Origin of the sequence: Dokdonella koreensis DS-123, assembly GCF_001632775.1 — a bacterium.
In the GTDB taxonomy this organism is placed as follows: Bacteria; Pseudomonadota; Gammaproteobacteria; order Xanthomonadales; family Rhodanobacteraceae; genus Dokdonella; species Dokdonella koreensis.
In genome coordinates this window covers 3,148,090-3,172,405 of the sequence record NZ_CP015249.1, presented here as the reverse complement: position 1 = coordinate 3,172,405, position 24,316 = coordinate 3,148,090, and the positions used below count along the sequence as shown (strand labels likewise).

Sequence of the window (24,316 nt, the reverse complement as noted above, 5' to 3'; positions counted from 1 at the left end):
CAGTCTAGACAGTAGTCCGGGTGCAGGCAAGGAGCGATTGCGTTAATAAAGCCTTGTGGCGCCAAGGTTTACGTGAGCGTCTGCGGAGCGGGCATGAAGTTGGCCGGCACTTCGCTGCGCTGCAATATGTTAAGGTTTTGCCATTTCCCGCGAGTTCCACGGCCATGTCCTTCGACGCCGACCACCTGCGGCGCTGTGCCCGGCTTGCTCGCCTGGCGCTGGCCGACGACGAGATCGCCCCGCTCGGCACCGCCATCGCGCGCATGCTCGACCGCGTCGGCGAGCTGCAGGACGCGGCAGTCGACGCGGTGGAACCGATGGCGCATCCGCTCGGCCTGGCCCTGGCGGCACGGCCCGATGCGGTCACCGAGGGCGACGCGCGCGAGGCCCTGCTGGCACTGGCGCCGGAGGCACGCATGGATCTGTACCTGGTTCCCAAGGTCATCGAATGAGCCATCCGCTCGACCACGGTGTGCGTGCCTGCGTGCAGGCGCTGGCCGAAGGCCGCCTCGCGGCGGCGGACCTCGCGGACGAGGCGCGCCGCCGCGCCACCGCGGCCGCCGCGCTCAACGCGTTCATCAGCCCGGACCCACGCACGCCGGCGCCGGTGGCCGGTCCGCTGGCTGGCATCCCGTTCGCGCAGAAGGACAACTTCTGCACGCAGGGCCTGCGCACCACCTGCGCCTCGCGCATGCTCGAGGGCTTCGTGCCGCCGTACGAATCGGCGGTCGGCGAGCGCCTGCGCGCGGCCGGCGCGGTCTCGATCGGCAAGACCAACCTCGACGAGTTCGCGATGGGCTCGTCGAACGAGAACAGCCACTACGGCGTGGTGCGCAACCCCTGGGACGCCACGCGCGTGCCGGGCGGCTCGTCCGGCGGCTCGGCGGCGGCGGTCGCCGCCGGCATCGTGCCGTTCGCCACCGGCAGCGACACCGGCGGCTCGGTGCGCCAGCCGGCCGCGTTCTGCGGCGTGACCGGCCTGAAACCGACCTACGGCCGCGTCTCGCGCTGGGGCCTGGTGGCCTATGCCTCCAGCCTGGACTGCCCCGGCGTGCTGGCGCGCAGCGCCGAGGACTGCGCGTACGTGCTCGGCGCGATCGCCGGCCACGATGTGCGCGACGCCACCAGCGCCGACCGTCCGGCCGAGGACTACGCCGGCGCGCTCGACGCACCGCTGGCCGGCCTGCGCATCGGCACCGCCCGGCCGTACTTCGGCGCGGGCGTCGAGGACGGCGTGGCGGCGACCGTGCGCGCGGCGCTGGCCGAGTACGAGCGGCTCGGCGCGCGGCTGGTCGAGATCGACCTGCCGCATGCGCACCTGGCGATCCCGGCCTACTACGTGATCGCGCCGGCCGAGGCGTCCAGCAACCTGTCGCGCTACGACGGCGTGCGCTTCGGCCATCGCTGCGCGAATCCCCGCAGCCTGGAGGACCTCTACACGCGCAGCCGCGCCGAGGGCTTCGGCGCCGAGGTGCGCCGGCGCATCCTGATCGGCACGTTCGCGCTGTCGGCCGGCTACTACGATGCCTACTACCTGCGCGCGCAGAAGGTACGCCGGCTGATCGCCGGCGATTTCGACGCGGCGTTCGCGGCGGTCGACCTGATCGCCGGGCCGACGGCACCGACCGTGGCGTTCGGCCTCGGCGAGAAGCACGCCGATCCGCTGGCGATGATCGCCGCCGACATCAACACGGTCGCGGTCAACCTGGCCGGCCTGCCGGCGGTCTCGATCCCGGCCGGCTTCCACGCCGGCCTGCCGGTGGGCCTGCAGCTGATCGCGCCGGCGTTCGCCGAGGCGCGCCTGCTGGCCGCCGCCCACCGCTTCCAGCAGGCGACCGACTGGCACCGGCAGCGCCCGGGAGGCAAGCCATGAGCTGGCAGCCGGTGATCGGCCTGGAGATCCACGCCCAGCTGGCCACGCGCAGCAAGCTGTTCTCGGGCGCATCGGCCGCCTACGGCGCCGAACCCAACAGCCAGGCGTCGATGATCGATGTGGGCCTGCCCGGCACCCTGCCCAGCGCCAATGCCGAAGCGGTGCGCATGGCGGTGGCGCTCGGCCTGGCGATCGATGCCGCGATCGCGCCGCGCTCGGTGTTCGCGCGCAAGAACTACTTCTACCCGGACCTGCCCAAGGGCTACCAGATCAGCCAGTACGAGCAGCCGGTGGTCGGCGAGGGGCGCCTGCAGGTGCGGCTGGACGACGGACGCACGCTTTCCGTGCGGATCGAGCGCGCGCACCTGGAAGAGGATGCCGGCAAGTCGCTGCACGATGCGTTCCCGGTGCAGACCGGCATCGACCTCAACCGGGCCGGCGTGCCGCTGCTGGAGATCGTCTCGGCGCCGGTGCTGCACTCGCCGGCCGAGGCGGTGGCCTACCTGCGCACGATGCATCGCCTGGTGCGCTGGCTGGGCATCTGCGACGGCAACATGCAGGAAGGCTCGTTCCGCTGCGACGCCAACGTCTCGGTGCGCCGCTCGGCCGATGCGCCGCTCGGCACGCGTACCGAGATCAAGAACGTCAATTCGTTCCGCTTCGTCGAGAAGGCGATCGCCTACGAGATCGAGCGGCAGATCCGCGCGCTCGAGAACGGCGAGGCGATCGTCCAGGAAACGCGGCTCTACGACGCCGCGCACGACCGCACGCGGCCGATGCGCAGCAAGGAGTCGGCCGACGACTACCGCTACTTCCCCGATCCGGACCTGCCGCCGCTGGCGATCCCCGAGGCGCTGGTCGCCACGGTGCGCGCCGCGCTGCCGGAACTGCCGGACGCGCGCTGGCAGCGCTATGTCGAGGTGCTGGGCCTGCCGGCCCAGGACGCCGGCCAGCTGTGCGCCGACCGGGCGACGTCGGACTACTTCGAGGCGCTGCTGGCGGCGCTGCCGGGCGAGGCCAAGCTCGCCGCCAACTGGGTGCTCGGCGAGCTGGCCGCCGCACTCAATGCCGCGGCCACGCCGATCGAGCACGCACCGCTGGCGCCGGCGGCGCTGGCGCTGCTGCTGCGCCGGCTGCGCGAGGGCGTCATTTCCGGCAAGCAGGCCAAGGACGTGTTCGCCGCGATGGTGGCCGGCGAGGGCGACGCCGATGCCGTCATCGCCGCGCGCGGCCTGGTGCAGATCAGCGACGAGGGTGCGCTGCTGGCCGCGATCGACGCGGTGATCGCCGCGCATCCGGCGCAGGCCGCCCAGGTCCGGGCCGGGCAGGACAAGGTGCTCGGCTTCCTGGTCGGCCAGGTCATGAAGGCGACCGGTGGCAAGGCCCATCCGCAGCGGCTCAACGCGCTGCTGCGCGAGCGGCTGGCCGGACCGGCCTGACGCCGCCACCGGGCGGCCCGATCTGCGACAATCGCGCCGTTTGTCCGCGCCGCCGGCGCGGACGCCTGCATTCGTTCACGCCATCCGGGGAAGGAAAACACCGTTCATGTCAGCACTGATCTGCGGTTCGCTCGCGTACGACACCATCATGGTGTTCCAGGACCAGTTCAAGAATCACATCCTTCCCGACCAGGTCCACATCCTCAACGTGTCGTTCCTGGTGCCGCGCATGCGGCGCGAGTTCGGCGGCTGCGCCGGCAACATCGCCTACAACCTCAAGCTGCTCGGCGCCGCGCCGCTGCCGATGGCGACGGTCGGGCAGGATTTCGGCCCGTACCACGAGCATTTCACGCGCTGCGGCATCGACATGCGCTACGTCTCGACGCTGGACGACCTCTACACCGCGCAGGCGTTCATCACGACCGACCTGGACGACAACCAGATCACCGCCTTCCATCCCGGCGCGATGATGCGCTCGTACGAGAACCACGTGCGCGACGTGCCGGAGGCGACGTTCGGCATCGTCGCACCGGACGGCCGCGAGGCGATGCTCCAGCACGCGCAGGAGTTCGCCGAGCGCGGCATTCCCTTCATCTTCGATCCCGGCCAGGCGATGCCGCTGTTCAACGGCGCGGAGTTCCGCGCGTTCATCGAGCAGGCGCAGTACGTCACCGTCAACGACTACGAGTCGCAGCTGCTGGAGGTCAACACCGGCTGGACGCCGGCGCAGATCGCCGAGCGGGTCGAGGCCTACATCGTCACGCGCGGCCCGCGCGGCTCGCTGATCCACGCTCGCGGCGAGACCTACGAGATCCCGCCGGCGCACGAGCGCCGTGTCTCCGATCCGACCGGCTGCGGCGACGCCTACCGCGCCGGCCTGATCCACGGGATCATGCAGGGCCTGGACTGGCCGACCGTCGGCCGCATGGCCTCGCTGATGGGCGCGCTGAAGGTCGAGCACCCCGGCACGCAGAACCAGCGCTTCACCTACGGCGAGTTCGCCGACCAGTTCCGCCAGCAGTTCGGCTACGCACTGGACTGACCGGCCGGGTTTCCGGGCGCTTTGGCGATCCGCAGGAAGCGACCTGCGACCGATCTTGTGCGCGTCGTATGCTCTGGCTTTCGCTTTTGCCTTGGCTTTCCGTCTTTGCCGTCGGAGCGCCCAAAGCGAGCCGAGCATCGCAGGCCGGCCAGGCCGGAGAGCTGCCCCGTGTCTGAGCGAAGCGCGTTGGGGCAGCGCGCCTGGCTGGCCGAGAAGCGCAGGGGACCGGCGCGGCGCAGCCGCGTCGGCTCGCGTCAGCGCAGGCGGTTTTGGTGACTATTTCCAAGAAAAAAGTCACCCGCTCGCGGAGCGAGCGGAAGCTCTTGCTCCTAAAGATGTCCGCTTGAGTTTTTTCTGAGGATGCCCCGGCCCGAAAAGGGCAAGGTCAAGACCGGCATCGACATCGAAGCCCAAGCGCTTCAGATCGCTCGAAGGCAAAAGCCGGAGCCGGGCAGGAATCGAAACCGCGTAATCCCGCAGACGCGAAAAGACGAGTCCATCCTCGCGCGCTGAGGCGACCGGCCCTACGCCGGCCGCCTCGTCAGGGCCTCAGCGGCCGAGTCCCTTCGGCGCGTCGGGTGTCTTGACCGGATCGGCCGGGCGCGGCGGCAGGCCGACCGGAGCCGCGGCGATCGCCTTCTTGAGTTCGTCGATCGCGCGGTCGAGCTGCGGGTCGCGGCCGCCGAGCTGGGCGGCGACGTCGTTCTCGACCGCGATGTCCGGCTCGACGCCCTCGCCCTCGATCACGTACGTACCCTCGACACTGGCCGTGGCGAACTGCGGCACGCTGACCTGGCCGCCGTCGATCAGCGGGCCCCAGTCGCTGATGCCGACCACGCCGCCCCAGGTGCGTTCGCCGATCAGCGGGCCGAGCTTGGCGCGCTTGAACATGTACGAGAAGATGTCGCCGTCCGAGGCGGTCGTGCCGTTGCACAACGCGGCCAGGTGGCCGAGGAAGGTCTGCTGCGGGTAGGTGCCGGTGGTCTCGAAGCCGCGGCCGTAGCCCAGGCCCAGCGGCTTGCGCGCCAGCCGTTCGATGATCATCGCCGAGACGTTGCCGCCGCCGTTGTCGCGCACGTCCACCACCAGGCCCTGCTTGCGCAGCTGCGGGTAGAACGCCTTGATGAACTCGCGGATGCCGTCCGGGCCCATGTCGGGAATGTGCAGGTAGCCGAGCGTGCCGCCGCTGGCCTTCTCGACGTAGGCCCGGTTGTGCCGGGTCCAGGCGTAGTAGTTGAGGTCCATTTCGTTGGCGACCGGTTTGACCAGCACGGTGCGCGCGCCGGTCTCGTTGGGCCGCGCGTTGAGCGTCAGCTGCACCAGCTGGCCGGGTGCGACGCGCAGCAGGCGGTAGGGATTGTCGGTCGCGCCCAGCGGCTGGCCGTTGATCGCCAGCACGTAGTCGCCGACGCGGGCGTCGACACCGACCTCGGTCAGCGGCGAGCGGTAGCGCTCCTCGTCGTTGCTGCCTTCCAGGATCCGGGCGATGCGGTAGCGGCCGCTGGCCGCGTCCAGCTCGAAGCGCGCGCCGATCAGGCCGACGTTGGGCCGCTGCGGCAGCTGGAAGTCGCCGCCGCTGACGTAGGCATGGCCGACGTTGAGCTCGGCCACCATCTGGCCGAGCAGGTAGTTGAGGTCGCTGCGGTCACCGACCCAGGCCAGCATCGGCTCGTACTTGGCGCGGATCGCGTTCCAGTCGTAGCCGTGCATGTTGTGCACGTAGAAGTGGTCGCGGTAGCGCCGCCAGACTTCGCCGAAGATCGCGGCGTACTCGGCCTTCGGGTCGACCCGCGCATAGAGGCCGTCCAGCTTGACGTCCTTGGGCTCGGGCTTGCCGGCCGACAGGTCGATCAGCTTGTAGGCCTGGCCGCTCTGCACGAGCACGCTGGAGGACGCCGGCGCGAACGCCAGCCCGTGCACGTCCTCGAACACGTCCTGCTCCTTGCGCTCGTCGAAGACGTAGGCCTTGAGCTTGCTCTTGTAGGCGCCCTCGCGGCCGTAGTAGAAGCCGTCGCCGGTCACGTAGTAGAGCGCCTTGCCGGTCAGTCCGATCCAGCCGATGTTGTCCGGCTCGATCGGCGCGCGGATCAGGCGGCGGTCGAGGCCGTCGAAGTCGATGCGATCGTCGACCGCACCGGGCTTGGCGTCCTTCTTGGCACCTTTTTCCTCGTCCTTGCCGTTCGCCTTGGCGTCCTTGTCCTCGTCCTGGTCGGCACGGTCGTTCTTCGGCGCGAACGGATTGGCGCCGTCCTTGCGCAGCGCCAGCGCGAAGATGCCGGCACTGCGGTTGGCGGCGAAGTTCCACTCGACGCTGGAGATCTGCGGCGTCCATTCGCGATCCCCGATGAAGTACAGGTGCTTGCCGTCCGGCGAGAACGCCGGTCCGTAGGCGCTCGCCTCGGCACCGCCGACCGGGACGCTGCGCGTGGCGGCGAGGTCGTAGACGAACAGGCGCTGGACCTGGGTACCGGCGTCGGTCAGCGTGTAGGCGAGGTAGTGCCCGCCGGGCGACCAGGCGTAGTCGCGCCGCGAGATGCCCGGGTCGTCGGCGATCACCGGCGCCGGCCCGCCGCCGGCGGTGGCGACCACGCGCAGGCGGCTTTCGCTGTCGACGAAGGCGATGCGCGAGCCGTCCGGCGACCAGCGCGGCGCGTACAGCCGGCCGAACGACTCGGTGGTGAGCTTGGTCGCGCCGCTGCCGTCGGCGTTGCGCACCCAGATCGCCTCCTCGCCGTCCTGGTCGGACACGTAGGCCAGGCGCTTGCCGTCGGCGGACCAGGCCGCCTCGCGCTCGTGCAGGCCCGGCGTGTGCGTCAGGTTCAGCGTGATGCCGTCCTTCACCGGCACGCTGAAGACCTCGCCGCGCGCGGTGAACAGCGCGCGCTTGCCGTTCTCGCTGAGCGCGAAGTCCTCGATCCGGTCCTTGACGCTGCGTTCCTCGGCGCGGGCGCGCACCAGGTCGCTCGGCACGGTGATCGCCAGCGCGCGATCCTCGTCGGTCTTGGTGTCGTAGACGTGCAGCGTGCCGTCGACCTCGTAGGCGATCAGGCCGTTGCTGCCGCCGCTGGCCCAGCGCGCGTCCGCGCCCTGGTAGTGGGTGAGCTGGCGGGTCTGGCCGCTGCCGACGTCGTAGCGGTACAGGTTCATGTAGGCGCCGCGGTCGGCGAGGAAGTACACCGCCTCGCCGATCCAGACCGGATCGCGGTCGGTATTGGGATCATTGGTGATGTTCTTGGCGGACTTGGCCGCGAAATCGTAGATGTACAGGTCCTGCGCCCAGCCGCCGACGTAGCGGTTCCAGGTGCGGAAATCGCGGAACTTGGGCGAGTAGACGATGCGCGTGCCGTCCGGCGAATAGCGGCCGACGCCGGCGCTGGGCATCGGCAGCGCGGTCGGCAGGCCGCCGGCGGCCGGTATCGTGTACAGCTGCGGATGCGAGGTGTTGATCGAGTCGCGCCAGGAGCGGAACAGCACTGCCTGGCCGTCCGGCGTCCAGCCGTAGACCTGGTGATCGAAACCCCAGCGTTGCGGCAGTGGGCCGATCGTCGGGTAGTACGTGAGCTGCGTCGGCTCACCGCCGGCCGCGTCGATCACGTAGACCTGGTCGTCGCCGCCGTACTGGCCGGTGAACGCGACGCGCGAGCAGTCGGGCGAGAAGCGCGCGGACTGCTCCAGGCCGGGGCCGGCTGTCAGGCGCACCGCCGTGCCGCCCTGGACCGACGTGGTCCACAGGTCGCCGGCATAGGTGAAGACGACACGCTCGCCGCAGACATCGGGAAAGCGCAACAGCCGCGTATCGGCTGCGGCCGGCAGCGAGACCGCGGCTGCGCCGGCAAGGAGGAGGAGGGAAAACGCGCGTTGCGGGGACATGCAAGCTCCGGTTCGGCGAGACGAAGCGGACCGATACCGCCAACGGCGGCCGCCGACCAGCCCCGGAAGTCACGGAGGCGGCTCGCCGCCCTCGCGCATCGGGAGCGAAAGGCCGGCCCCGCGCGCGGGACGCCGCCGCGCGGGACGCCGCCGCCGGCCGCGTCGGTACAGCGCCGGCCGGCCGGGAGCGAGGCGTGCGGACGGCCGTGCCGGGCCTGCGCGCGGCCGTCCCGGCTCGCGCGGCCGGACGCGATGCGTACAATGCGCGGATGCGCAAACCTCCCACCGTCCTCGCGCGGCGGCCTGTCGAAGGCAGCCGCTTCCTGCGGGTCGAGCAACTGGACCTGGAGTTCTCCAACGGCGAGCGGCGCACGTTCGAGCGGCTGCGCGGCAGCGGCCTGGGCGCCGTCATCATCGTGCCGATGCGCGACGAGGACACCGTGCTGCTGGTGCGCGAGTACGCCGCGGGCCTGGACCGCTACGAGATCGGCGTGCCCAAGGGCCGGCTGGACCAGGACGAGACGGTCGAGCAGGGTGCCGACCGCGAGCTCAAGGAAGAGATCGGCTTCGGCGCGCGCGACCTGCACATCCTGGCGACGCTGTCGCTGTCGCCGTCGTACATGACCGCGATGACCCATGTCGTGATCGCGCGCGACCTCTATCCGGAGCGCCTTCCCGGCGACGAGCCCGAGCCGCTGGACATCGTGCCGTGGAAGCTGTCGGAGCTGCACGACCTGATCGGCCATCCGGAAGTCAGCGACGGCCGCTCGATCGCCGCGCTGTTCATCGCGCGCGAGTACCTGGCCGGGCGCTATCGGCCATGCCCCTGAGCCTGGACGCCCTGGCGCCGGCGATCTGCGCGCTGGCGGGCCGGGCGGCGGCGGCCATCCTCGAGGTCTACCACGGCGATTTCGCGGTCCGTCACAAGCAGGACCACACGCCGCTGACGGCGGCGGACCTGGCCGCGCACCGGATCATCGCCGACGGGCTGCAGGCGCTGACGCCGGACTGGCCGGTGCTGTCGGAGGAGGCCGCCGACATTCCGTGGGTGCACCGGCGCGGCTGGACGCGCTACTGGCTGGTCGACCCGCTCGACGGCACGCGCGAGTTCGTCAAGCGCAACGACGAGTTCACCGTCAACATCGCGCTGATCGACGCCGGCGCGCCGATCCTCGGCGTCATCCAGGTGCCGGTCAGCGGCGAGACCGGCTTTGCCTGGCGCGGCGGCGGTGCCTGGCTCGCCGGCCGGTCCGGCCCGGCGCGGCGGATCGCGACGCGTGCGCGCGCGGCGCCCCTGGTGGTCGCCGGCAGCCGCTCGCACGGCAGCGACCGGCTCGGCGCGATGCTGGCGCGGGTCGGCGACTACGACCTGCTGCCGCTCGGCTCGTCGCTGAAGTTCCTGCGCGTGGCCGACGGCACGGCCGACCTCTACGTACGCCTGGGGCCGACCTCCGAATGGGACACGGCCGCCGGCCAGATCGTGCTGGAGGAAGCCGGCGGTGCGCTGCTCGGCTTCGACGGCCGGCCGTTCGCGTACAACCGGCGCGAGACGCTGCTGAACACCGATTTCATCGCCTGCGGCGACCGCTCGGTGGCCTGGCCGCGGCTGCTCGCATCCGACTTTTCCTGAGCCCGAGGCCCGTTTCATGCGTTCGATCGACGACCTGCTGACCATCATGGCGCGCCTGCGCGATCCGGACGGCGGCTGCCCCTGGGACCTGGAGCAGGACTTCGACACGATCGCGCCGTACACGATCGAGGAAGCCTACGAGGTCGCCGACGCGATCGACCGGCGCGACTTCGCCGACCTGCGCGGCGAGCTGGGCGACCTGCTGCTGCAGGTGGTGTTCCATGCGCGCATGGCCGAGGAGGCGCGGCATTTCGCGTTCGCCGACGTGGTCGAGGCGATCTGCGCGAAGATGGTCACGCGGCATCCGCACGTGTTCGCCGATGCCGCCGCCGACGACGCGCAGGCGGTCGCCGCGTCGTGGGAGGCGATCAAGCGCCGCGAGCGCGCCGCCGACGGCGACACCGATACCAGCGCGCTGGCCGGCATCGCGCGCGGCCTGCCGGAGTGGCAGCGGGCGGCCAAGCTGCAGAAGCGCGCCGCGTCGACCGGCTTCGACTGGCCCGGACCCGAGCCGGTGCTCGACAAGCTGCAGGAAGAGCTGGACGAGGTGCGCGCCGAGTTCGCGGCCGGCGCCGGCCGCGAGCGGCTGACCGACGAGATCGGCGACCTGCTGTTCGTCTGCGTCAACCTCGCGCGCCATGCGCGCGTGGACGTCTCGACCGCGCTGCGGCACGCCAATGCGAAGTTCGAGCGCCGCTTCCGCCGCATGGAGGCACTGGCGGCCGAGGCCGGCTCGGCCCTGGCCGGTACGCCGCTCGATGCGCAGGAGCGGCTCTGGGACCGCGCCAAGGCCGAAGAGCGGGCCGGCTGACGGAGCGCTCCGATGGAGACGATCGCCGTCGTGCTCGCGATGCTGCTGGCGGTGGTCGCCAGCGGCTTCCTGGTGCGGATGCTGCCGGTGCCGCTGCCGCTCCCGCTGGTGCAGATCGCGCTCGGCGCGGTCATCGCCTCGGTGGCCAACCACGGCGTGACGCTGGACCCGGAGATCTTCTTCCTGCTGTTCCTGCCGCCGCTGCTGTTCCTCGACGGCTGGCGCATCCCGAAGGAAGGCCTGTTCCGCGACAAGGGCACGATCCTGGAGCTGGCGCTCGGCCTGGTGGTCTTCACCGTGGTCGGCATGGGCTTCCTGATCCACTGGATGATCCCGGCGATGCCGATCGCGGTCGCCTTCGCGCTGGCGGCGATCGTCTCGCCGACCGACCCGGTCGCCGTTTCGGCGATCGCCGCGCGCGTGCCGATCCCCAAGCGCATCATGCACGTGCTGGAAGGCGAGTCGTTGCTCAACGACGCCTCCGGCCTGGTCTGCTTCCGCTTCGCGGTCGCCGCCGCGGTCACCGGCGCGTTCTCGCTGTCGGATGCCGCACTGACCTTCCTGTGGCTCGCGATCGGCGGCGTGGTGATCGGTGTGGCCTTCACCGCGGGCGTCACGCTGGCCAAGAACGCGGTCAGTCGCCGCTTCGGCGAGGAGGCCGGCTCGCAGATCCTGGTCAGCCTGCTGATCCCGTTCGGCGCCTACCAGCTGGCCGAGCACGCCGGCTGCTCGGGCATCCTGGCCGCGGTCGCGGCCGGCGTGACGATGAGCTACGCGGAGCTGACCGGCCGCGCGCTGGCCACCACGCGCGTGCAGCGCACGGCGGTCTGGGACACGGTGCAGTTCGCGCTCAACGGCATCATCTTCGTCCTGCTCGGCGAGCAGCTGCCGCGCATCTTCTCCGGCGCGGTCGAATCGGTGCAGGAGTCCGGCCACCACTCGCCGTGGTGGCTGGTGGTCTACGTGCTGGCGATCAACCTGGGGCTGGCGGCGCTGCGCTTCTTCTGGGTCTGGCTGTCGCTGAAGTTCACGCTGTTCCGCGCGCTGCAGCGCGGCGAGGCCGTGCGCCGGCCGAGCCTGCGCCTGGTCCTGGCGGTCTCGCTGGCCGGCGTGCGCGGCGCGATCACGCTGGCCGGCGTGCTGACGCTGCCGCTGGTGCTGGCCGACGGCACGCCGTTCCCGGCGCGCGACCTGGCGATCTTCCTCGCCACGGCGGTGATCATCCTGTCGCTGCTGGTGGCCAGCATCGGCCTGCCGTGGCTGCTGCGCGACCTGGAGCTGCCGACCGAGCCGGAGCACCACGCCGACGAGGACCGCGCGCGCGTGGCCGCCTCGCAGGCGGCGATGCAGGCGGTCGAGGCGGCCGGCCACCGGCTCGCGCAGGGCCAGGCCGACGCCGACCTGCACGCCGAGGCCGCCGCGCGCGTGATGGACCTGTACCGCCGCCGCATCGACGGCCAGGCGCAGACCGGCGAGGCGGCCGACCGCATCCGCAAGGGCGACGCGGTCGAGCGCGAACTGCGGCTGGCCGGCCTGGGCGCCGAGCGCGAGGCGGTCTATCGCCTGGCGCGCGAGCGGGCGCTGTCCGACGAGAGCGCGCGCAAGCTCGTACGCGAGATCGACCTGCTCGAGGAGCGCTATCGCTGAACGGCCGGGCGGCGGTCGCGGACTTTTTCTCGCCACGGGTGTAAACCATCGGCGGTCCCGGCGTATCGAAGATCCCAACGTCCACGAGGAGACCGGTCATGTCGCGAGTCCTGCTTTCCGTGCTGCTGTCGCTCACCTCGACCGCGGCGTTCGCCGATTCCTGCGCGTTCAGCGCGCAACGCACGCTGGACATCGATGCCGCCGGGCTCAAGACGGCGGCGTTCCGGCTGGAGGCCAACGACATGAAGCTCGAAGGCGTGGCCGGGCTGGCGCGGATCGAGGTGCGCGGCCGCGCCTGCGCCTCCGAGCAGGCGGGCCTGGACGGCCTGGCGATCAAGGACTCGCGCAGCGGCGACCGGGCCAGCCTCTGGGTCGAGCGCACCGGGCCCTCGAGCGGCCTGTTCGGCTCGAACTACGCCTACATCGACCTGACCGTGCGGGTGCCGGCACAGCTGCTGGTCGAGGTCGATGCCGGGTCGGGCGACGCGGAGATCCGCGACGTGGCCGGTCTCTCGTTCGTTTCCGGTTCGGGCGACCTGGAGGCCAGCCGCATCGCCGGCGCGGTCGCCGTCAAGGTCGGCTCCGGCGATGCCGAGCTCGACACGATCGGCTCGCTTCAGCTGCGCGCCGCCGGCTCCGGCGACGTAAAGGCCCAGCGCGTGAGCGGGCCGGTCAGCGTCGGCCAGGTCGGCTCGGGCGACCTGGCGTTCACCGACGTCGCCGGCGACGTCCGTGTCGAGCGCATCGGGTCCGGCGATGTCACGGTGCGCGACATCGTCGGCAACGTCTCGGTCGGTTCGATCGGCTCGGGCGACGTCACCGCGCGCGGCGTCCGCGGCGACCTGACGGTCGAGGCGCAGCGCAGCGGCTCGGTCTACCACAGCGACGTCTCCGGCCGCGTCAGCGTGCCCGAGAGCCGCTGAGCGGCAGCCGGCGGCGCCGGCGACCGGCGCGGCGCGTGCCGTGCGGGCGGATCAGGCCGGCGTCTTGTCGGGCCAGCGGCACAGGTCGCGGATCACGCACTGCGGGCAGTCGGGCTTGCGCGCCTTGCAGACGTAGCGGCCGTGCAGGATCAGCCAGTGGTGGGCGTCGTGCCGGAATTCGGCCGGCACCACCTTCATGAGTTTGTCCTCCACCGCGCGCACGTCCTTGCCGGGTGCCAGTCCCGTGCGGTTGGCGACGCGGAAGATGTGCGTGTCGACCGCGATCGTCGGCTCGCCGAAGGCGGTGTTCAGCACGACGTTGGCGGTCTTGCGGCCGACGCCGGGCAGCGCCTCGAGCGCCTCGCGCGAGCGCGGCACTTCGCCGCCGTAGCGCTCGACCAGGATCGCGCAGGTGGCGATGATGTTCTTGGCCTTGGCGTTGTACAGGCCGATCGTCGCGATGTAGCGCTTGAGCCCGGCCTCGCCGAGCGCGAGGATCGCCTGCGGCGTGTTGGCCACCGGGTAGAGCCGGCGCGTGGCCTTGTTGACGCCGACGTCGGTCGCCTGCGCCGACAGGATCACCGCGACCAGCAGCTCGAACGGCGTGGTGTAGGCCAGTTCGGTGGTCGGGTGCGGATTGAGCTCGCGCAGGCGCGTGAACAGCGCGACGACGTCCGGTCGCTTCATGGCGGCGTCGACCCGCCGCCGCGCCGCGCCTTGCCGCGGGCGATCGCCGCGAGCACGGCAGTGCGGCTGATCGGGGCCGCTGCCGCGGCCGGCTCGGCAGCGGCGGGGGACCGGCGCATTTCGCGCGCTTCGCGTTCGCGGGCCGGCCGTGCATTGCGCGCCTCGAAGCGCTGCCGCGCATGGGCGGCACGCGCGAGCACCTCGGACCGCGCCAGCGGCGCCGGCCGTACCGGCACCAGGTCGATGCAGTCCACCGGGCAGGGTGGCAGGCACAGCTCGCAGCCCGTGCATTCGGCCGTGATCACGGTATGCATGCGCTTGGCGGCACCGACGATCGCATCGACCGGGCAGGCCTGGATGCACTTGGTGCAGCCGATGCAGGTGTCCTCGTCGATGACGGCGAGCAGCGGTGCGGCCTCGTGCCCGTACCGCGGGTCGAGCGGCTGCGCCGGCTGGCCGGTCAGCGCCGCCAGCGCCTGGATGCCGGCCGCGCCGCCGGGCGGGCACTGGTTGATCGCCGCCTCGCCGCGCGCGATCGCGTCGGCGTACGGACGGCAGGCCGGATAGCCGCAGCGCGTGCACTGCGTCTGCGGCAGCACGGCGTCGATGCGATCGGCCAGGGTCGGGTCCGCGGCGGTCATCGGTTTGCGGCCGCGGCCGTTTCGGCCGCCTGGCGCAAGCGCACGAACGCGGTCGGCGCGGCGCGCCAGGCATGCGCACAGGCCGGGCAGCGGTAGCGGCTGACGGCCAGGTGGCGCAGCAACGGCACCAGCAGCATGACCAGCCACGGCAGCGCCGCGACCACCAGGATGGCGTCCTCGCCCAGCCCGGTGACGATCAGCGCGAAACCGAACGCCGACCACAGGCCATAGGCCAGGAACAGCCGGCGGCGCGGCCGCGGGTCGGGCTCGCCGTGCAGGTCGCCGAAGTGCGGGCAGGCGGGGTGTTCGACCAGGCCCGGATCGAGCGCCAGGGTGCCGTCGCGATAGGCCGCCACCACGCTGCGGGCGGCGTTGGCCTCGCGCGCCGGCACCATGACGCGGAAACCGCCGTAGGCGAGGATCTTGAACCAGTCCTGGCGGACCGTCGCCTCGTCGAACAGGTGCGCATCGAATCCCTCGGCGCGCAACACCGCGACGACGACGTGACCGTCGAGATACTCGGCCGCCCAGTCGACGCAGCGCATGGCCGCTGCGGTCAGCGCACCGGCGCGCCGGGCGGCGCGCCGGCGTCGACGTCGAGCAGGAACAGATCCGCCCCGCCACTGCCGGCCGACAGGATCATCCCTTCGGAGACGCCGAAGCGCATCTTGCGCGGCGCGAGGTTGGCCACGAACACCACGCTGCGCCCGATCAGCGCTTCCGGCTCGCCGTAGGCGGCGCGGATGCCCGAGAAGATCTGTCGCTCGCCGAGCGGACCGGCATCGAGGCGGAAGCGCAGCAGCTTGTCCGAGCCCTCGACGAACGCGCATTCCAGCACCTTGCCGATGCGCAGGTCGAGCCGTGCGAAATCGTCGATGCCGATCGGCGGCAGGGCGGCGTCCGGCGTCGCGGCGGTGGCCTTTGCCGCCTCCGGTGCCGGCGGCGCGGGTGACGGGGCCGCCGGTGCGGCCAGCGACTCGGTCGACGCGGCGACCATCGCCTCGACCTGCCTGGGGTCGATGCGCGTGGCCAGCGGCCGGTAGGCGGCGACCGCGTGATCGCCCAGGTGGGCGGCGACGTCGCCGAAACCACGGAAGCCGTCCGGCAGCGCCAGGAACCGCTCGGCCTCGGCGGCGATCCGCGGCAGCACCGGCTTGAGCGCGCAGGCGATCGCGCGGAACAGGTTGATGCCGGTGGACACGATCACGTGCAGCTCGTGGCGGCGCGCGGGGTCCTTGGCGACCGCCCAGGGTGCGGCTTCGGCGATGTACTCGTTGGCGCGGTCGGCCACCTGCATGACCGCCGCCACCACCTTGCTGAACTCGTCGCGGTCGTACAGCTCGACCGCGCGCGCGAGCTGCCCGGTCGCCAGCGCGAGGTTCTCGATCGCCTTGGCCTCGTAGGCCTGCGGCGGCTGCGGCGCGCCCGGCGCGGTGACCCAGAACGGGGCGATCAGGCGGTTGTCGAAATGCGTCTCCAGCAGCTTCGCGCAGCGGCTGGCGATGTTGACGAACTTGCCGACCAGGTCGGCATTGACGCGCTGCGCGAAGTCTTCCAGGTTGAGGTCCAGGTCGACGACGCCGCCGGAGGACTTGGCCGCGAAGTAGTAGCGCAGCGCATCCGGGTCGAGGCCGGCGTCGAGGTAGGTGCGCGCCTGGATGAAGGTGCCGCGCGATTTGGACATCTTCGCGCCGTTGACGGTCAGGTAGCCGTTGACGTGCAGCGCGGTCGGCACGCGCAGCGAGGCGCCCTGCAGCATCGCCGGCCAGAACAGGCCGTGGAAGTTGACGATGTCCTTGCCGATGAAGTGGTGCAGCTCGGTGGCGCTGTCGGGCCGCAGCCAGTCGTCGAACGACAGGCCGGTGCGCTCGCACAGGACCTTGAAGCTGGCCAGGTAGCCGATCGGCGCATCGAGCCAGACGTAGAAGTACTTGCCCGGCGCATCGGGGATCGGGAAGCCGAAGTACGGCGCGTCGCGCGAGATGTCCCAGTCGCGCAGGCCGCCGTCGGCGTCGAGCCATTCGCGCAGCTTGGCGATCACGCCCGGGTGCGCCACCGGGGTGCCGCCGGTCAGCACACCGGCCAGCCAGTCGCGCAGGAACGCCTCGAACTTCGGCAGCTCGAAGAAGTAGTGCTCCGATTCGCGCAGTACCGGCGTCGCGCCCGACATCACCGAGCGCGGATTGCGCAGGTCGGTCGGGGCGTAGGTGGCGCCGCAGTTCTCGCAGTTGTCGCCGTACTGGTCCGGCGTGCCGCAGTTGGGGCATTCACCGCGGATGTAGCGGTCCGGCAGGAACATCGCCTTGACCGGGTCGTACAACTGCTGGATCGCGCGGCGGGCGATGAAACCGCCGTTGCGCAGGCGCGTGTAGATCGTCTCGGCCAGCGCGCGGTTTTCCGGCGTGTGGGTCGAGTGGTACTGGTCGAACGCGACGCCGAAGTCGGCGAAGTCGCGCTCGTGCGAGGCCTGGATCGGCTGGATGAACGCTTCCGGCGTGACGCCGGCCTTCTCGGCGGCCAGCATGATCGGCGTGCCGTGCGCGTCGTCGGCGCAGACGAAATGGGCGGTGTGCCCGGCCATGCGCTGCGCGCGCACCCAGATGTCGGCCTGGATGTAGCCGACCAGGTGGCCCAGGTGCAGGTGGCCGTTGGCGTACGGCAGCGCGTTGGTGACGAGAAGCTGGCGGCTCATGCGGATGCGTGGCGTGGCGGACCTGCAATTATGTCATGCCCGGAACGCGCCTTCGGACGGCACCGGAAGCGCTTCGCTACAATGACGGCCCTCCTTTGGATTTTCGTCCGATGAACGCCGCGAGCGCCGAGTACGTCAAGCAGCTGCTGTCCGCCGTGGTCGATCCGCACGACGGGCGCGACCTGGTCGGTTCCGGCGCGCTGCGCGGCGTCGGCGTCGACGGCGACCGCGTCACGGTCGACATCCAGCTGGCCTATCCGGCGGCGACCTGGCAGGCGGAACTGGCCGAGCGCGTGCGCAGCGTGCTGGAGGCCGATCCGGCGATCGCCGCGGCCGCGGTCGGCATCGGCACGCGCGTGCACGCGCACCAGGTGCAGGAAGGCCTCAAGCCGCTGACCGGCGTCAAGAACGTCATCGCGGTCGCCTCCGGCAAGGGCGGCGTCGGCAAGTCCACCGTGGCCGCCAACCTGGCGCTGGCGCTGAAGGCGGAGGGCGCCGCGGTCGGCATCCTCGACGCCGACATCTACGGCCCCAGCCAGCCGCGCATGATGGGCGTGTCCGGCCGGCCCGAATCACCCGACGGCAAGACCATCGAGCCGCCGCGCGGCCACGGCGTGCCGACGATGTCGATCGGCCTGCTGGTCGACGAGGAGACGCCGATGATCTGGCGCGGCCCGATGGTCACCCAGGCGCTGCAGCAGCTGCTCGGCGACACGCGCTGGGGCGAGCTGGACTACCTCGTCGTCGACCTGCCGCCGGGCACCGGCGACATCCAGCTGACCCTGAGCCAGCGTGTGCCGGTGGCCGGCGTGGTGATCGTCACCACGCCACAGGACATCGCCCTGCTCGATGCGCGCAAGGCGCTGAAGATGTTCGACAAGGTCAAGGTGCCGGTGCTCGGCATCGTCGAGAACATGGCGACCCACGTCTGTTCGGCCTGCGGGCACGAGGAACACGTGTTCGGCGCCGGCGGCGGCGAGCGCATGGCCGCGCAGTACGGTGTGCCGCTGCTCGGCAGCCTGCCGCTGGACATCCGCATCCGTGAACAGGCCGACGGCGGCACGCCGACGGTGGTGGCGCTGCCCGACTCGGACCTGGCGGCGCGCTACCGCGCGATCGCGCGCCATGCGGCGGCGCAGCTGTCGCTGCGGCCGCGCAACAAGTCGATCGCGTTCCCGAAGATCGTCGTCCAGAACGGCTGACGGCGGCGCCCCGCGGCCCGGCCGCGGGCAGCGGTCGATGCCAGGCGCTTCAGGCGCCGGTCGCGACCGGCCGTGAGCGGTCGCCGACCCAGCCGCTCCACGAGGGTGCGAACAGGCGCGAGCCGGGGAGGCCGGCGTGCGCCATCGCCAGCAGGTTGTGGCAGGCGGTCACGCCCGAGCCGCACATGTGCACGACCTCGGCAGGCGGACGGGCCTCGGTCAGCGCGGTGAACTCGGCCGCGAGGACGGCCGGCGGCTTGAAGCGGCCGGCCGCGTCCAGGTTGTCCGAGAACGGCCGGTTGCGCGCGCCGGGCACGTGGCCGGCGACCGGGTCGATCGGCTCGACCTCGCCGCGGTAGCGCGGCGCGGCGCGTGCATCGAGCAGGACGACCGATCCGGTGGCGAGCGCCGCCTGCAGTTCGGCATAGCCGATCGTCGCCTGCGCGTCGAAGCGCAGCGCGACCTCGCCCGCCGGCGCCGCAGCGACCTCGCCGCTTTCGAGCGGCAGGCCGGCCGCGCGCCAGGCACCGAAGCCGCCGTCGAGGACGGCCGCATCGGTGATGCCGGCCGTGCGCAGCAGCCACCACAGGCGCGCCGCGGCGAGGGCACCGCCGGCATCGTCGTAGGCGACGACCGGCAGGCCCGGCCGCCACCCCCAGCGCGCGAGCACGGCCGAGAACGCCTCGGCCGTCGGCAGCGGATGGCGCCCCAGGCCCGGGCGCGAATGATCGGAGAGGTCGCGGTCGAGGTCCGCATGCACCGCGCCGGGCAGGCGGGCCTGCGCGTGCTCGGCGGCGCCGCGGGCCGGATCGGCCAGGTCGAAACGGGCGTCGACCAGCAGCAGCGGGCCGGCGGCCAGGCGCGCGGCCAGGGCCGGGCCGTCGATGATCGGTTGCGTCACTGCACGGCCTCCAGGCGCTGGATCAGGTTGAGGATGATCGCCGCGGTCGCGCCCCAGACGCGATGGCCGGCGTAGTCGAACTCGTGGATGCGCCGCTGCGCGCCGCGCCATTGGACGCGCGTCGTCTGCATGCGGCCGGGCGTGAGGATGTAGGCGAACGGGACCTCGAACACCGCGCTGACCTCGGCCGGGTCAGGCGCGAGCGCGAAGTCCGGCTCGACCAGGCCGACGACCGGCGACACGCAATAGCCCGATACCGTGTCGAACGCGTCGAGATAGCCCAGCGGCTGCACGAAGGCCGGCGCGATGCCGGTCTCCTCCTGTGTCTCGCGCAGCGCGGCGCCGACGGCACCGTCGTCGTCGTCCTCGATGCGCCCGCCCGGGAAGCTGACCTGGCCGGCGTGCGTGCGCAGCGTGTCGGTGCGGCGCGTCAGCAGCAGGGTGAGGCCGTCGGCGCGACGCACCAGCGGCACCAGCACCGCGGCGGCGCTGCGCGGCGCGGCGGGATCGTCCGGGACGAGGCGGTCGGCGGCCGTGGGTGGGCACGGCGGCGTGTCGAGCGGATGCACGGCGCGGCGCAGCCGTGCGATGTCCGGCGTACCGCCGGCACGCAGCGCCGCGCTCACGGCCGTTCCTTCTCGCGCTGCGGCAGCACCACCGCCATCAGGTGCTCGCGCTCGGCCGGCGTCATCGACAGCCAGCCGGCGATCTCCGCGCCCGTGCGCAGGCAGCCCTCGCAGCGGCCGTCGCGATCGAGCAGGCACAGGCCGATGCAGGGACTCTGCACCGGTTGGGGCGGACGAGGAGCGGGAAGCCAGGCCATGCGCGGGAGGTGATCGGAACCCAAGGACGTCGGACCGTCATTCTACGCCCGGTGGCCCGGGCGGCCGCCCCAAACGCGAACGCCGCGGCAGGCCGCGGCGTTCGGCGTGTGACGTCAGGCGATGCCGCTTACTTGACGTCGACGATCTTGATTTCCCAGATCACGACCAGGTTGTTGGTGCTCTGGTCCGGCGGCAGGAACACGCGCCAGTAGTCGCCCACCTTCATGCGCTGGACGACCTCGGCCAGGTTGCCGTTGCCGGAGACCTGGGTCAGCTCGGGCGTCTTGAGCTTCGGCGGCGGGCCGGCGAAGGTGCTGCGCAGCTCCTGGCCGTCGGTCTTGGAGATGCGGAAGTGCATGGTGACTTCGGCGGCGGCCGTGACCTGCTTGCCGGAGCCCTCGTCGATGACCTGGTACTGCACGCCCGACGGCAGCGCGACGATGCCCTTCTTGCTGCGGTTGCTGGCCATGAAGGCGTCGCTGGAGCGCTTGTTGGCGGCCAGCTCCTGGTCGGCCTCGCCCTTCTTCTTCTCGGCGTACTTCTCCATCGCCGCGCGCAGCTGGTCTTCCGGCACCGCCGGGCCGCGGCCGGCGAAGCCGTCCTGCAGCGCCTTGACCACGGTGTTGATGTCGAGATCGGCACCCGACTGCGCCTTCATCTTGGCGCCGAGATCGTAGCCGACCGCGTACGAGACCTTTCCTTTGTCGCTCGAGGTGTCCTGCGCAAACGCGGAGCCCGCCACGACCAAGCCCGCCAATGCGAGCGACCAACCGAACTTCATGCCTGCCTCCGGAGATGGGGTTGATGCATCGGTCGCGGACGGCAGCCGCAGACCGGTGAAAAGCGGTCCAGTGTACCCGACAACGGGACCCGCACCAACGCGATTGGTTCCTCGCGTCCGGGTGCGGCATGGACGGGCTGCTATGATCCGCGCCCTTCCTGAACTTACGGCAAGGAGAGGCGATGGCCTTCCGCAACCTGCTCAGCACCGACCGCGGCGGCGTCCGCACGATCACGATCAACCGGCCGGACAAGCTGAACGCGCTCGATCGCCAGACGATCGGCGAACTGCAGATCGCCTTCGAGCAGGCGCGGCACGACGAGGCGGTGCGCGTCGTGGTGCTGGCCGGCGCCGGGGAGAAAGCCTTCGTCGCCGGCGCCGACATCACCGAGCTGGCCACGCTGACGCCGGTCCAGGCGCAGGCGTTCGCCCGCGCCGGCCAGCGCATGGTGCGCGCCATCGAGACGCTCGGGAAGCCGGTGATCGCCCGGCTGAACGGCTTCGCGCTGGGCGGCGGCCTGGAGCTGGCGATGGCCTGCCACCTGCGGATCGCCTCCACGCGGGCCAAGGTCGGCCAGCCGGAGATCAACCTCGGCGTGATCCCGGGTTTCGGCGGCACGCAGCGCCTGGCGCGCCTGGCCGGTCGCGCCGCTGCGCTGGAACTGTGCCTGCTGGGCACGCCGATCGACGCCGCGCGCGCGTATCAGCTCGGTCTGGTCAACCGGGTGGTCGAGCCGGAGGCGCTCGACGAGGCCGTCCAGGCCGTCGCCGATCAGCTCGCCGCGTCCGCGCCGCAGGCGCTCGCCGGCGTCCTCGACACCGTGCTCGCCGCCACCGAGCTGGCCATCGAGGAAGGGCTGGACTACGAAGCCAAGGCGTTCAGCCTGTGCTTCTCGACCGAGGACATGCGCGAAGGCACGGCCGCCTTCCTCGCCCGCCGCAAGGCGGTCTTCAGCGGACGCTGAACCGGGCGCTCGAAGGCGGCGGCGCGTTCAGTCGCCGTCCGCGGGCTCGGATTCCTCGACGAACGGCGGCGTGACGCAGCCGCTGCGGATCGCCGTCGCCGGTACCAGCAGCCAGTTGCGCCGGTTCGACGTGCCGATCGGCAGTGCCTCGGCGCGTGCCACGCAGGGACTGAGCGCCTCGTCCAGCACGAACAGCCAGCGGTCGCGCGGCGCCGCGGCGCCCCAGGCGGCGGCCTCCTGCCACTGCAGGTGCCAGGGCTGCTTGAAGCCGAACTCGGTGACCGGCCGGTCGGCCTGCAGCAGGTTCTGCTCGCGCCAGGCCACCATGCCCAGTTCGGCCGCCGGGCCGATGCGCGTGCCGACGCGGGCCATCAGGCCGCGGGTCGAGGCGGTCGCGTCCAGCGCAGGGGCCAGGGCCAAGCCGTAGGTCGTCCACAGGACCGCAGTGAACACCGCCAGCGCGGTGCCGCCGCGGCGCAGCCGTGACCAGGCGGCCAGGGCCAGGCCGGCCAGGCCGAGCGCCAGCAGGCCCAGCAGGAACCGGCGCAGTGCGTCGCTGGCGATGCCGCGCTGCGCGGCCAGCCCCTGCGCCCAGGAATGCAGGCCCGACAGGCCGCCCGCCGCCAGGTGGGTCGCGACCAGCGCGGCGACCAGCAGGTAGGCGCCGAGCAGCCGTTGCACGCCGCGGCGCCGGAGCAGGGCCGGCAGCAGCGGCGCGGCGGCCAGGCACAGGGCCGGCAGCGCCGGAAACAGGTAGACCTCGCGCTTGCCGGGGCTGGCGCTGAAGAACACCAGCACCAGTGCGCTCCAGCCCAGCAGCAGGATCTGGCGCCGGTCGCCCCGGCGCAGCCGCCGCCACCAGGCCGGCAGCAGCCAAGGCAGCAGCAGGGCGCCCGGCAGCCACAGCGTCGCGATGACCTGCAGGTAGTACCAGGCCGGCTGCACGTGGTGCCAGGCATGGGCGTAGCGCGCGGCCGTCTGCTTGAACACCAGCTCCTGCGCGTAGGCGCGCAGCGCCGGATCGTCGCCGGCGGCCAGCGCCGCCAGCAGCGGGCCGAGCCAGAGCGCGGTGCCGGCGAGGAACGCCAGGCCGGCACCGGCCCAGGTCGCGAACGGCCGCACATCGGCCGGCGGCGCACCGGTCCGGCGTGCGAACAGCCACGGCAGCACGACCAGCAGCGGCAGGAAGCCGACGCCCTTGGTGACGGTGCCGACGCCGGCGGCGAATGCGCCGAGCCACAGCGCCCGGGGCGCCGGGCCGCGGAGCAGGTGGCGCAGCAATCCCCACAGCGCCAGCGTCGTCATCGCCACCAGGACCATGTCGATCTGGCCGCGCCGGGCCTGCAGGCCGAACTGCAGGCACACCCACAGCGCGGCCGCCGCATGCAGCGCGACGCGCCGGTTCCACAGCCGGCGCGCCAGGTCCCAGGTCAGCCCCAGCGTGGCCAGCGCCGCCAGCCAGGACGGCAGCAGGAAGGCGACGCGCCAGTTGCCGGTCAGCGTGTATGCCGCCGCCTGCAGCCACATGAAGACCGGAGGCTTTTCCGCATAGAACTCGCGCCCCCGCTGCGGCACCAGCCAGTCGCCGCTCTCGACCATGTGCCTGGCGGCGAGCACGAAGCGCGGCTCGTCGGGCGGTGACGGCTCGCGCAGGCCCAGGCCGGCGCCGAGGCTCGATGCGGCGAGCACGACGAGCAACAGCCAGCGCCATCGCAGGTCCTGCGGTGGCGTGCGTGCGATGACCGTCATCGGCGCGACCGGGCAAGGAAAACCGCCATCCTCGCCGGTGCGGTGTAGGACGGATGTCGGAATGGCCGGCGGTTGCCCGCGGGGTTCGCGGGGTGGGGCGGCGGTGTACGCTTCGAGCGGCCCGGCACCCCGGCCTCGCGTTCGCACCGGCCAAGGACGTTCCTCGATGAGTACCGGTTTGACCTGGTTCGGATGGGCCTTGCTGTCGGCGCTGTTCGCCGCGCTGACCGCGATCTTCGCCAAGGCGGGCCTGCAGCGGGTCGATCCGGACCTGGCCACGTGGATCCGCACCGGCGTGGTCTGGGGCGCACTCACGCTGCTGCTGACGCTGGCCGGGAAATGGAGCGACCCGTCGGCGCTGCCGGCGCGCACCTGGACCTTCCTGGTGCTGTCGGGTCTGGCTGCCGGGGCGTCCTGGCTGTGCTACTTCCGTGCGCTGAGCCTGGGCGACGCCTCGCAGGTCGCGCCCGTGGACAAGGCCAGCCTCCTGCTGCTGGTGCTGTTCGCCTACGTGTTTCTCGGCGAGCGCCCGTCCTCGCGCGAGTGGCTGGGCATCGCGCTGATCGGCGCCGGCGTGCTGCTGCTGGGCTTGCGTCGCTGAAAGACCGCTGCCGATCCATCCGCGGAGCGCCCGAGCCG

At 72.0% G+C, this 24,316-nt stretch carries 19 protein-coding genes and 2 pseudogenes; 12 read left to right on the top strand and 9 right to left on the bottom strand.

Features of this window, described 5'->3' with window-relative positions; translation table 11 throughout:
- Positions 1-164: 164 nt before the first annotated feature.
- The 4 genes from gatC (at position 165) to I596_RS13015 (ending at position 4,354) form a co-directional block, all read left to right on the top strand.
- A complete protein-coding gene (gatC, locus tag I596_RS13030) occupies positions 165-452 on the top strand; it encodes an Asp-tRNA(Asn)/Glu-tRNA(Gln) amidotransferase subunit GatC (RefSeq protein ID WP_067648716.1) in 288 nt (95 codons plus the stop codon).
- The gene (gatA, locus tag I596_RS13025) at positions 449-1,873 is read left to right on the top strand and encodes an Asp-tRNA(Asn)/Glu-tRNA(Gln) amidotransferase subunit GatA (RefSeq protein WP_067648713.1); all 1,425 of its coding nucleotides are present in this window, start codon (positions 449-451) and stop codon (positions 1,871-1,873) included. Before gatC ends, gatA begins: the two co-directional genes overlap by 4 nt.
- Complete coding sequence (gene gatB, locus I596_RS13020) at positions 1,870-3,312, top strand: Asp-tRNA(Asn)/Glu-tRNA(Gln) amidotransferase subunit GatB (protein WP_067648710.1); 1,443 nt, start codon at positions 1,870-1,872, stop codon at positions 3,310-3,312. Before gatA ends, gatB begins: the two co-directional genes overlap by 4 nt.
- A gap of 106 nt (positions 3,313-3,418) precedes the next feature.
- Entirely contained in the window at positions 3,419-4,354 is a 936-nt protein-coding gene (locus tag I596_RS13015; RefSeq protein ID WP_067648708.1) for a carbohydrate kinase family protein, read from the top strand.
- 549 nt (positions 4,355-4,903) lie between these two features.
- On the opposite strand, the gene I596_RS13010 is transcribed toward I596_RS13015, so the two are convergent.
- Positions 4,904-8,224 carry a S41 family peptidase gene (locus I596_RS13010; RefSeq protein WP_067648705.1) on the bottom strand — a complete coding sequence of 1,107 codons (3,321 nt, stop codon included), beginning with the start codon at positions 8,222-8,224 and terminating at the stop codon, positions 4,904-4,906.
- A gap of 269 nt (positions 8,225-8,493) precedes the next feature.
- Here I596_RS13010 and nudE point away from each other — a divergent pair, with 269 nt between their 5' ends.
- The 5 genes from nudE (at position 8,494) to I596_RS12985 (ending at position 13,235) form a co-directional block, all read left to right on the top strand.
- Positions 8,494-9,054 carry an ADP compounds hydrolase NudE gene (gene nudE, locus I596_RS13005; RefSeq protein WP_067651935.1) on the top strand — a complete coding sequence of 187 codons (561 nt, stop codon included), beginning with the start codon at positions 8,494-8,496 and terminating at the stop codon, positions 9,052-9,054.
- The gene (gene cysQ, locus I596_RS13000; protein WP_067648702.1) at positions 9,045-9,854 is read left to right on the top strand and encodes a 3'(2'),5'-bisphosphate nucleotidase CysQ; all 810 of its coding nucleotides are present in this window, start codon (positions 9,045-9,047) and stop codon (positions 9,852-9,854) included. The genes nudE and cysQ overlap by 10 nt, the downstream gene beginning before the upstream one ends.
- 16 nt (positions 9,855-9,870) lie before the next feature.
- Positions 9,871-10,665, top strand: coding sequence for a nucleoside triphosphate pyrophosphohydrolase (gene mazG, locus I596_RS12995; protein ID WP_067648699.1), 795 nt, complete (start codon positions 9,871-9,873; stop codon positions 10,663-10,665).
- Positions 10,666-10,677: 12 nt separating this feature from the next.
- Positions 10,678-12,312, top strand: a complete 1,635-nt coding sequence (locus I596_RS12990; protein ID WP_067648696.1) for a Na+/H+ antiporter — start codon at positions 10,678-10,680, stop codon at positions 12,310-12,312.
- Positions 12,313-12,410: 98 nt separating this feature from the next.
- Positions 12,411-13,235: a DUF4097 family beta strand repeat-containing protein gene (locus I596_RS12985; protein ID WP_067648693.1), complete on the top strand. Its 825-nt coding sequence runs from the start codon at positions 12,411-12,413 to the stop codon at positions 13,233-13,235.
- 51 nt (positions 13,236-13,286) lie between these two features.
- On the opposite strand, the gene nth is transcribed toward I596_RS12985, so the two are convergent.
- Genes nth through metG form a run of 4 tightly spaced genes read right to left on the bottom strand, consistent with a single transcriptional unit; the run spans position 13,287 to position 17,255 of the window.
- Positions 13,287-13,922 (bottom strand): endonuclease III, encoded by a 636-nt coding sequence (gene nth, locus I596_RS12980; RefSeq protein ID WP_067648690.1) that lies wholly within the window; start codon positions 13,920-13,922, stop codon positions 13,287-13,289.
- Positions 13,919-14,563 carry an RnfABCDGE type electron transport complex subunit B gene (locus I596_RS12975; RefSeq protein ID WP_067648687.1) on the bottom strand — a complete coding sequence of 215 codons (645 nt, stop codon included), beginning with the start codon at positions 14,561-14,563 and terminating at the stop codon, positions 13,919-13,921. The genes nth and I596_RS12975 overlap by 4 nt, the downstream gene beginning before the upstream one ends.
- The gene (locus I596_RS12970; RefSeq protein WP_067648684.1) at positions 14,560-15,108 is read right to left on the bottom strand and encodes a hypothetical protein; all 549 of its coding nucleotides are present in this window, start codon (positions 15,106-15,108) and stop codon (positions 14,560-14,562) included. The genes I596_RS12975 and I596_RS12970 overlap by 4 nt, the downstream gene beginning before the upstream one ends.
- Before the next feature lie 11 nt (positions 15,109-15,119).
- Positions 15,120-17,255: a methionine--tRNA ligase gene (metG, locus tag I596_RS12965; protein ID WP_067648681.1), complete on the bottom strand. Its 2,136-nt coding sequence runs from the start codon at positions 17,253-17,255 to the stop codon at positions 15,120-15,122.
- Positions 17,256-17,365: 110 nt separating this feature from the next.
- On the opposite strand from metG, the gene apbC reads away from it, so the two are divergent.
- On the top strand, positions 17,366-18,457 hold the full coding sequence (apbC, locus tag I596_RS12960) for an iron-sulfur cluster carrier protein ApbC (RefSeq protein WP_067648677.1): 1,092 nt from the start codon (positions 17,366-17,368) through the stop codon (positions 18,455-18,457).
- Positions 18,458-18,602: 145 nt separating this feature from the next.
- On the opposite strand, the pseudogene I596_RS12955 reads toward apbC, so the two are convergent.
- From I596_RS12955 to I596_RS12945, 3 genes and pseudogenes are all read right to left on the bottom strand, one after another.
- Positions 18,603-19,469, bottom strand: a pseudogene (locus tag I596_RS12955) (sulfurtransferase); the annotation flags it as partial.
- Positions 19,355-20,181: pseudogene (locus I596_RS12950) on the bottom strand (CoA pyrophosphatase). The pseudogenes I596_RS12950 and I596_RS12955, both read right to left, overlap by 115 nt.
- Before the next feature lie 128 nt (positions 20,182-20,309).
- Entirely contained in the window at positions 20,310-20,963 is a 654-nt protein-coding gene (locus tag I596_RS12945) for an FKBP-type peptidyl-prolyl cis-trans isomerase N-terminal domain-containing protein (protein ID WP_067648671.1), read from the bottom strand.
- A gap of 182 nt (positions 20,964-21,145) precedes the next feature.
- Here I596_RS12945 and I596_RS12940 point away from each other — a divergent pair, with 182 nt between their 5' ends.
- Positions 21,146-21,928 carry an enoyl-CoA hydratase/isomerase family protein gene (locus I596_RS12940; RefSeq protein WP_067648668.1) on the top strand — a complete coding sequence of 261 codons (783 nt, stop codon included), beginning with the start codon at positions 21,146-21,148 and terminating at the stop codon, positions 21,926-21,928.
- Positions 21,929-21,955: 27 nt separating this feature from the next.
- On the opposite strand, the gene I596_RS12935 is transcribed toward I596_RS12940, so the two are convergent.
- Entirely contained in the window at positions 21,956-23,677 is a 1,722-nt protein-coding gene (locus I596_RS12935; protein ID WP_067648665.1) for an ArnT family glycosyltransferase, read from the bottom strand.
- A 166-nt stretch (positions 23,678-23,843) separates the two neighbouring features.
- Between I596_RS12935 and I596_RS12930 the strand changes: the two genes are divergently transcribed.
- On the top strand, positions 23,844-24,278 hold the full coding sequence (locus tag I596_RS12930; RefSeq protein WP_067648662.1) for an EamA family transporter: 435 nt from the start codon (positions 23,844-23,846) through the stop codon (positions 24,276-24,278).
- Positions 24,279-24,316 lie beyond the last annotated feature (38 nt).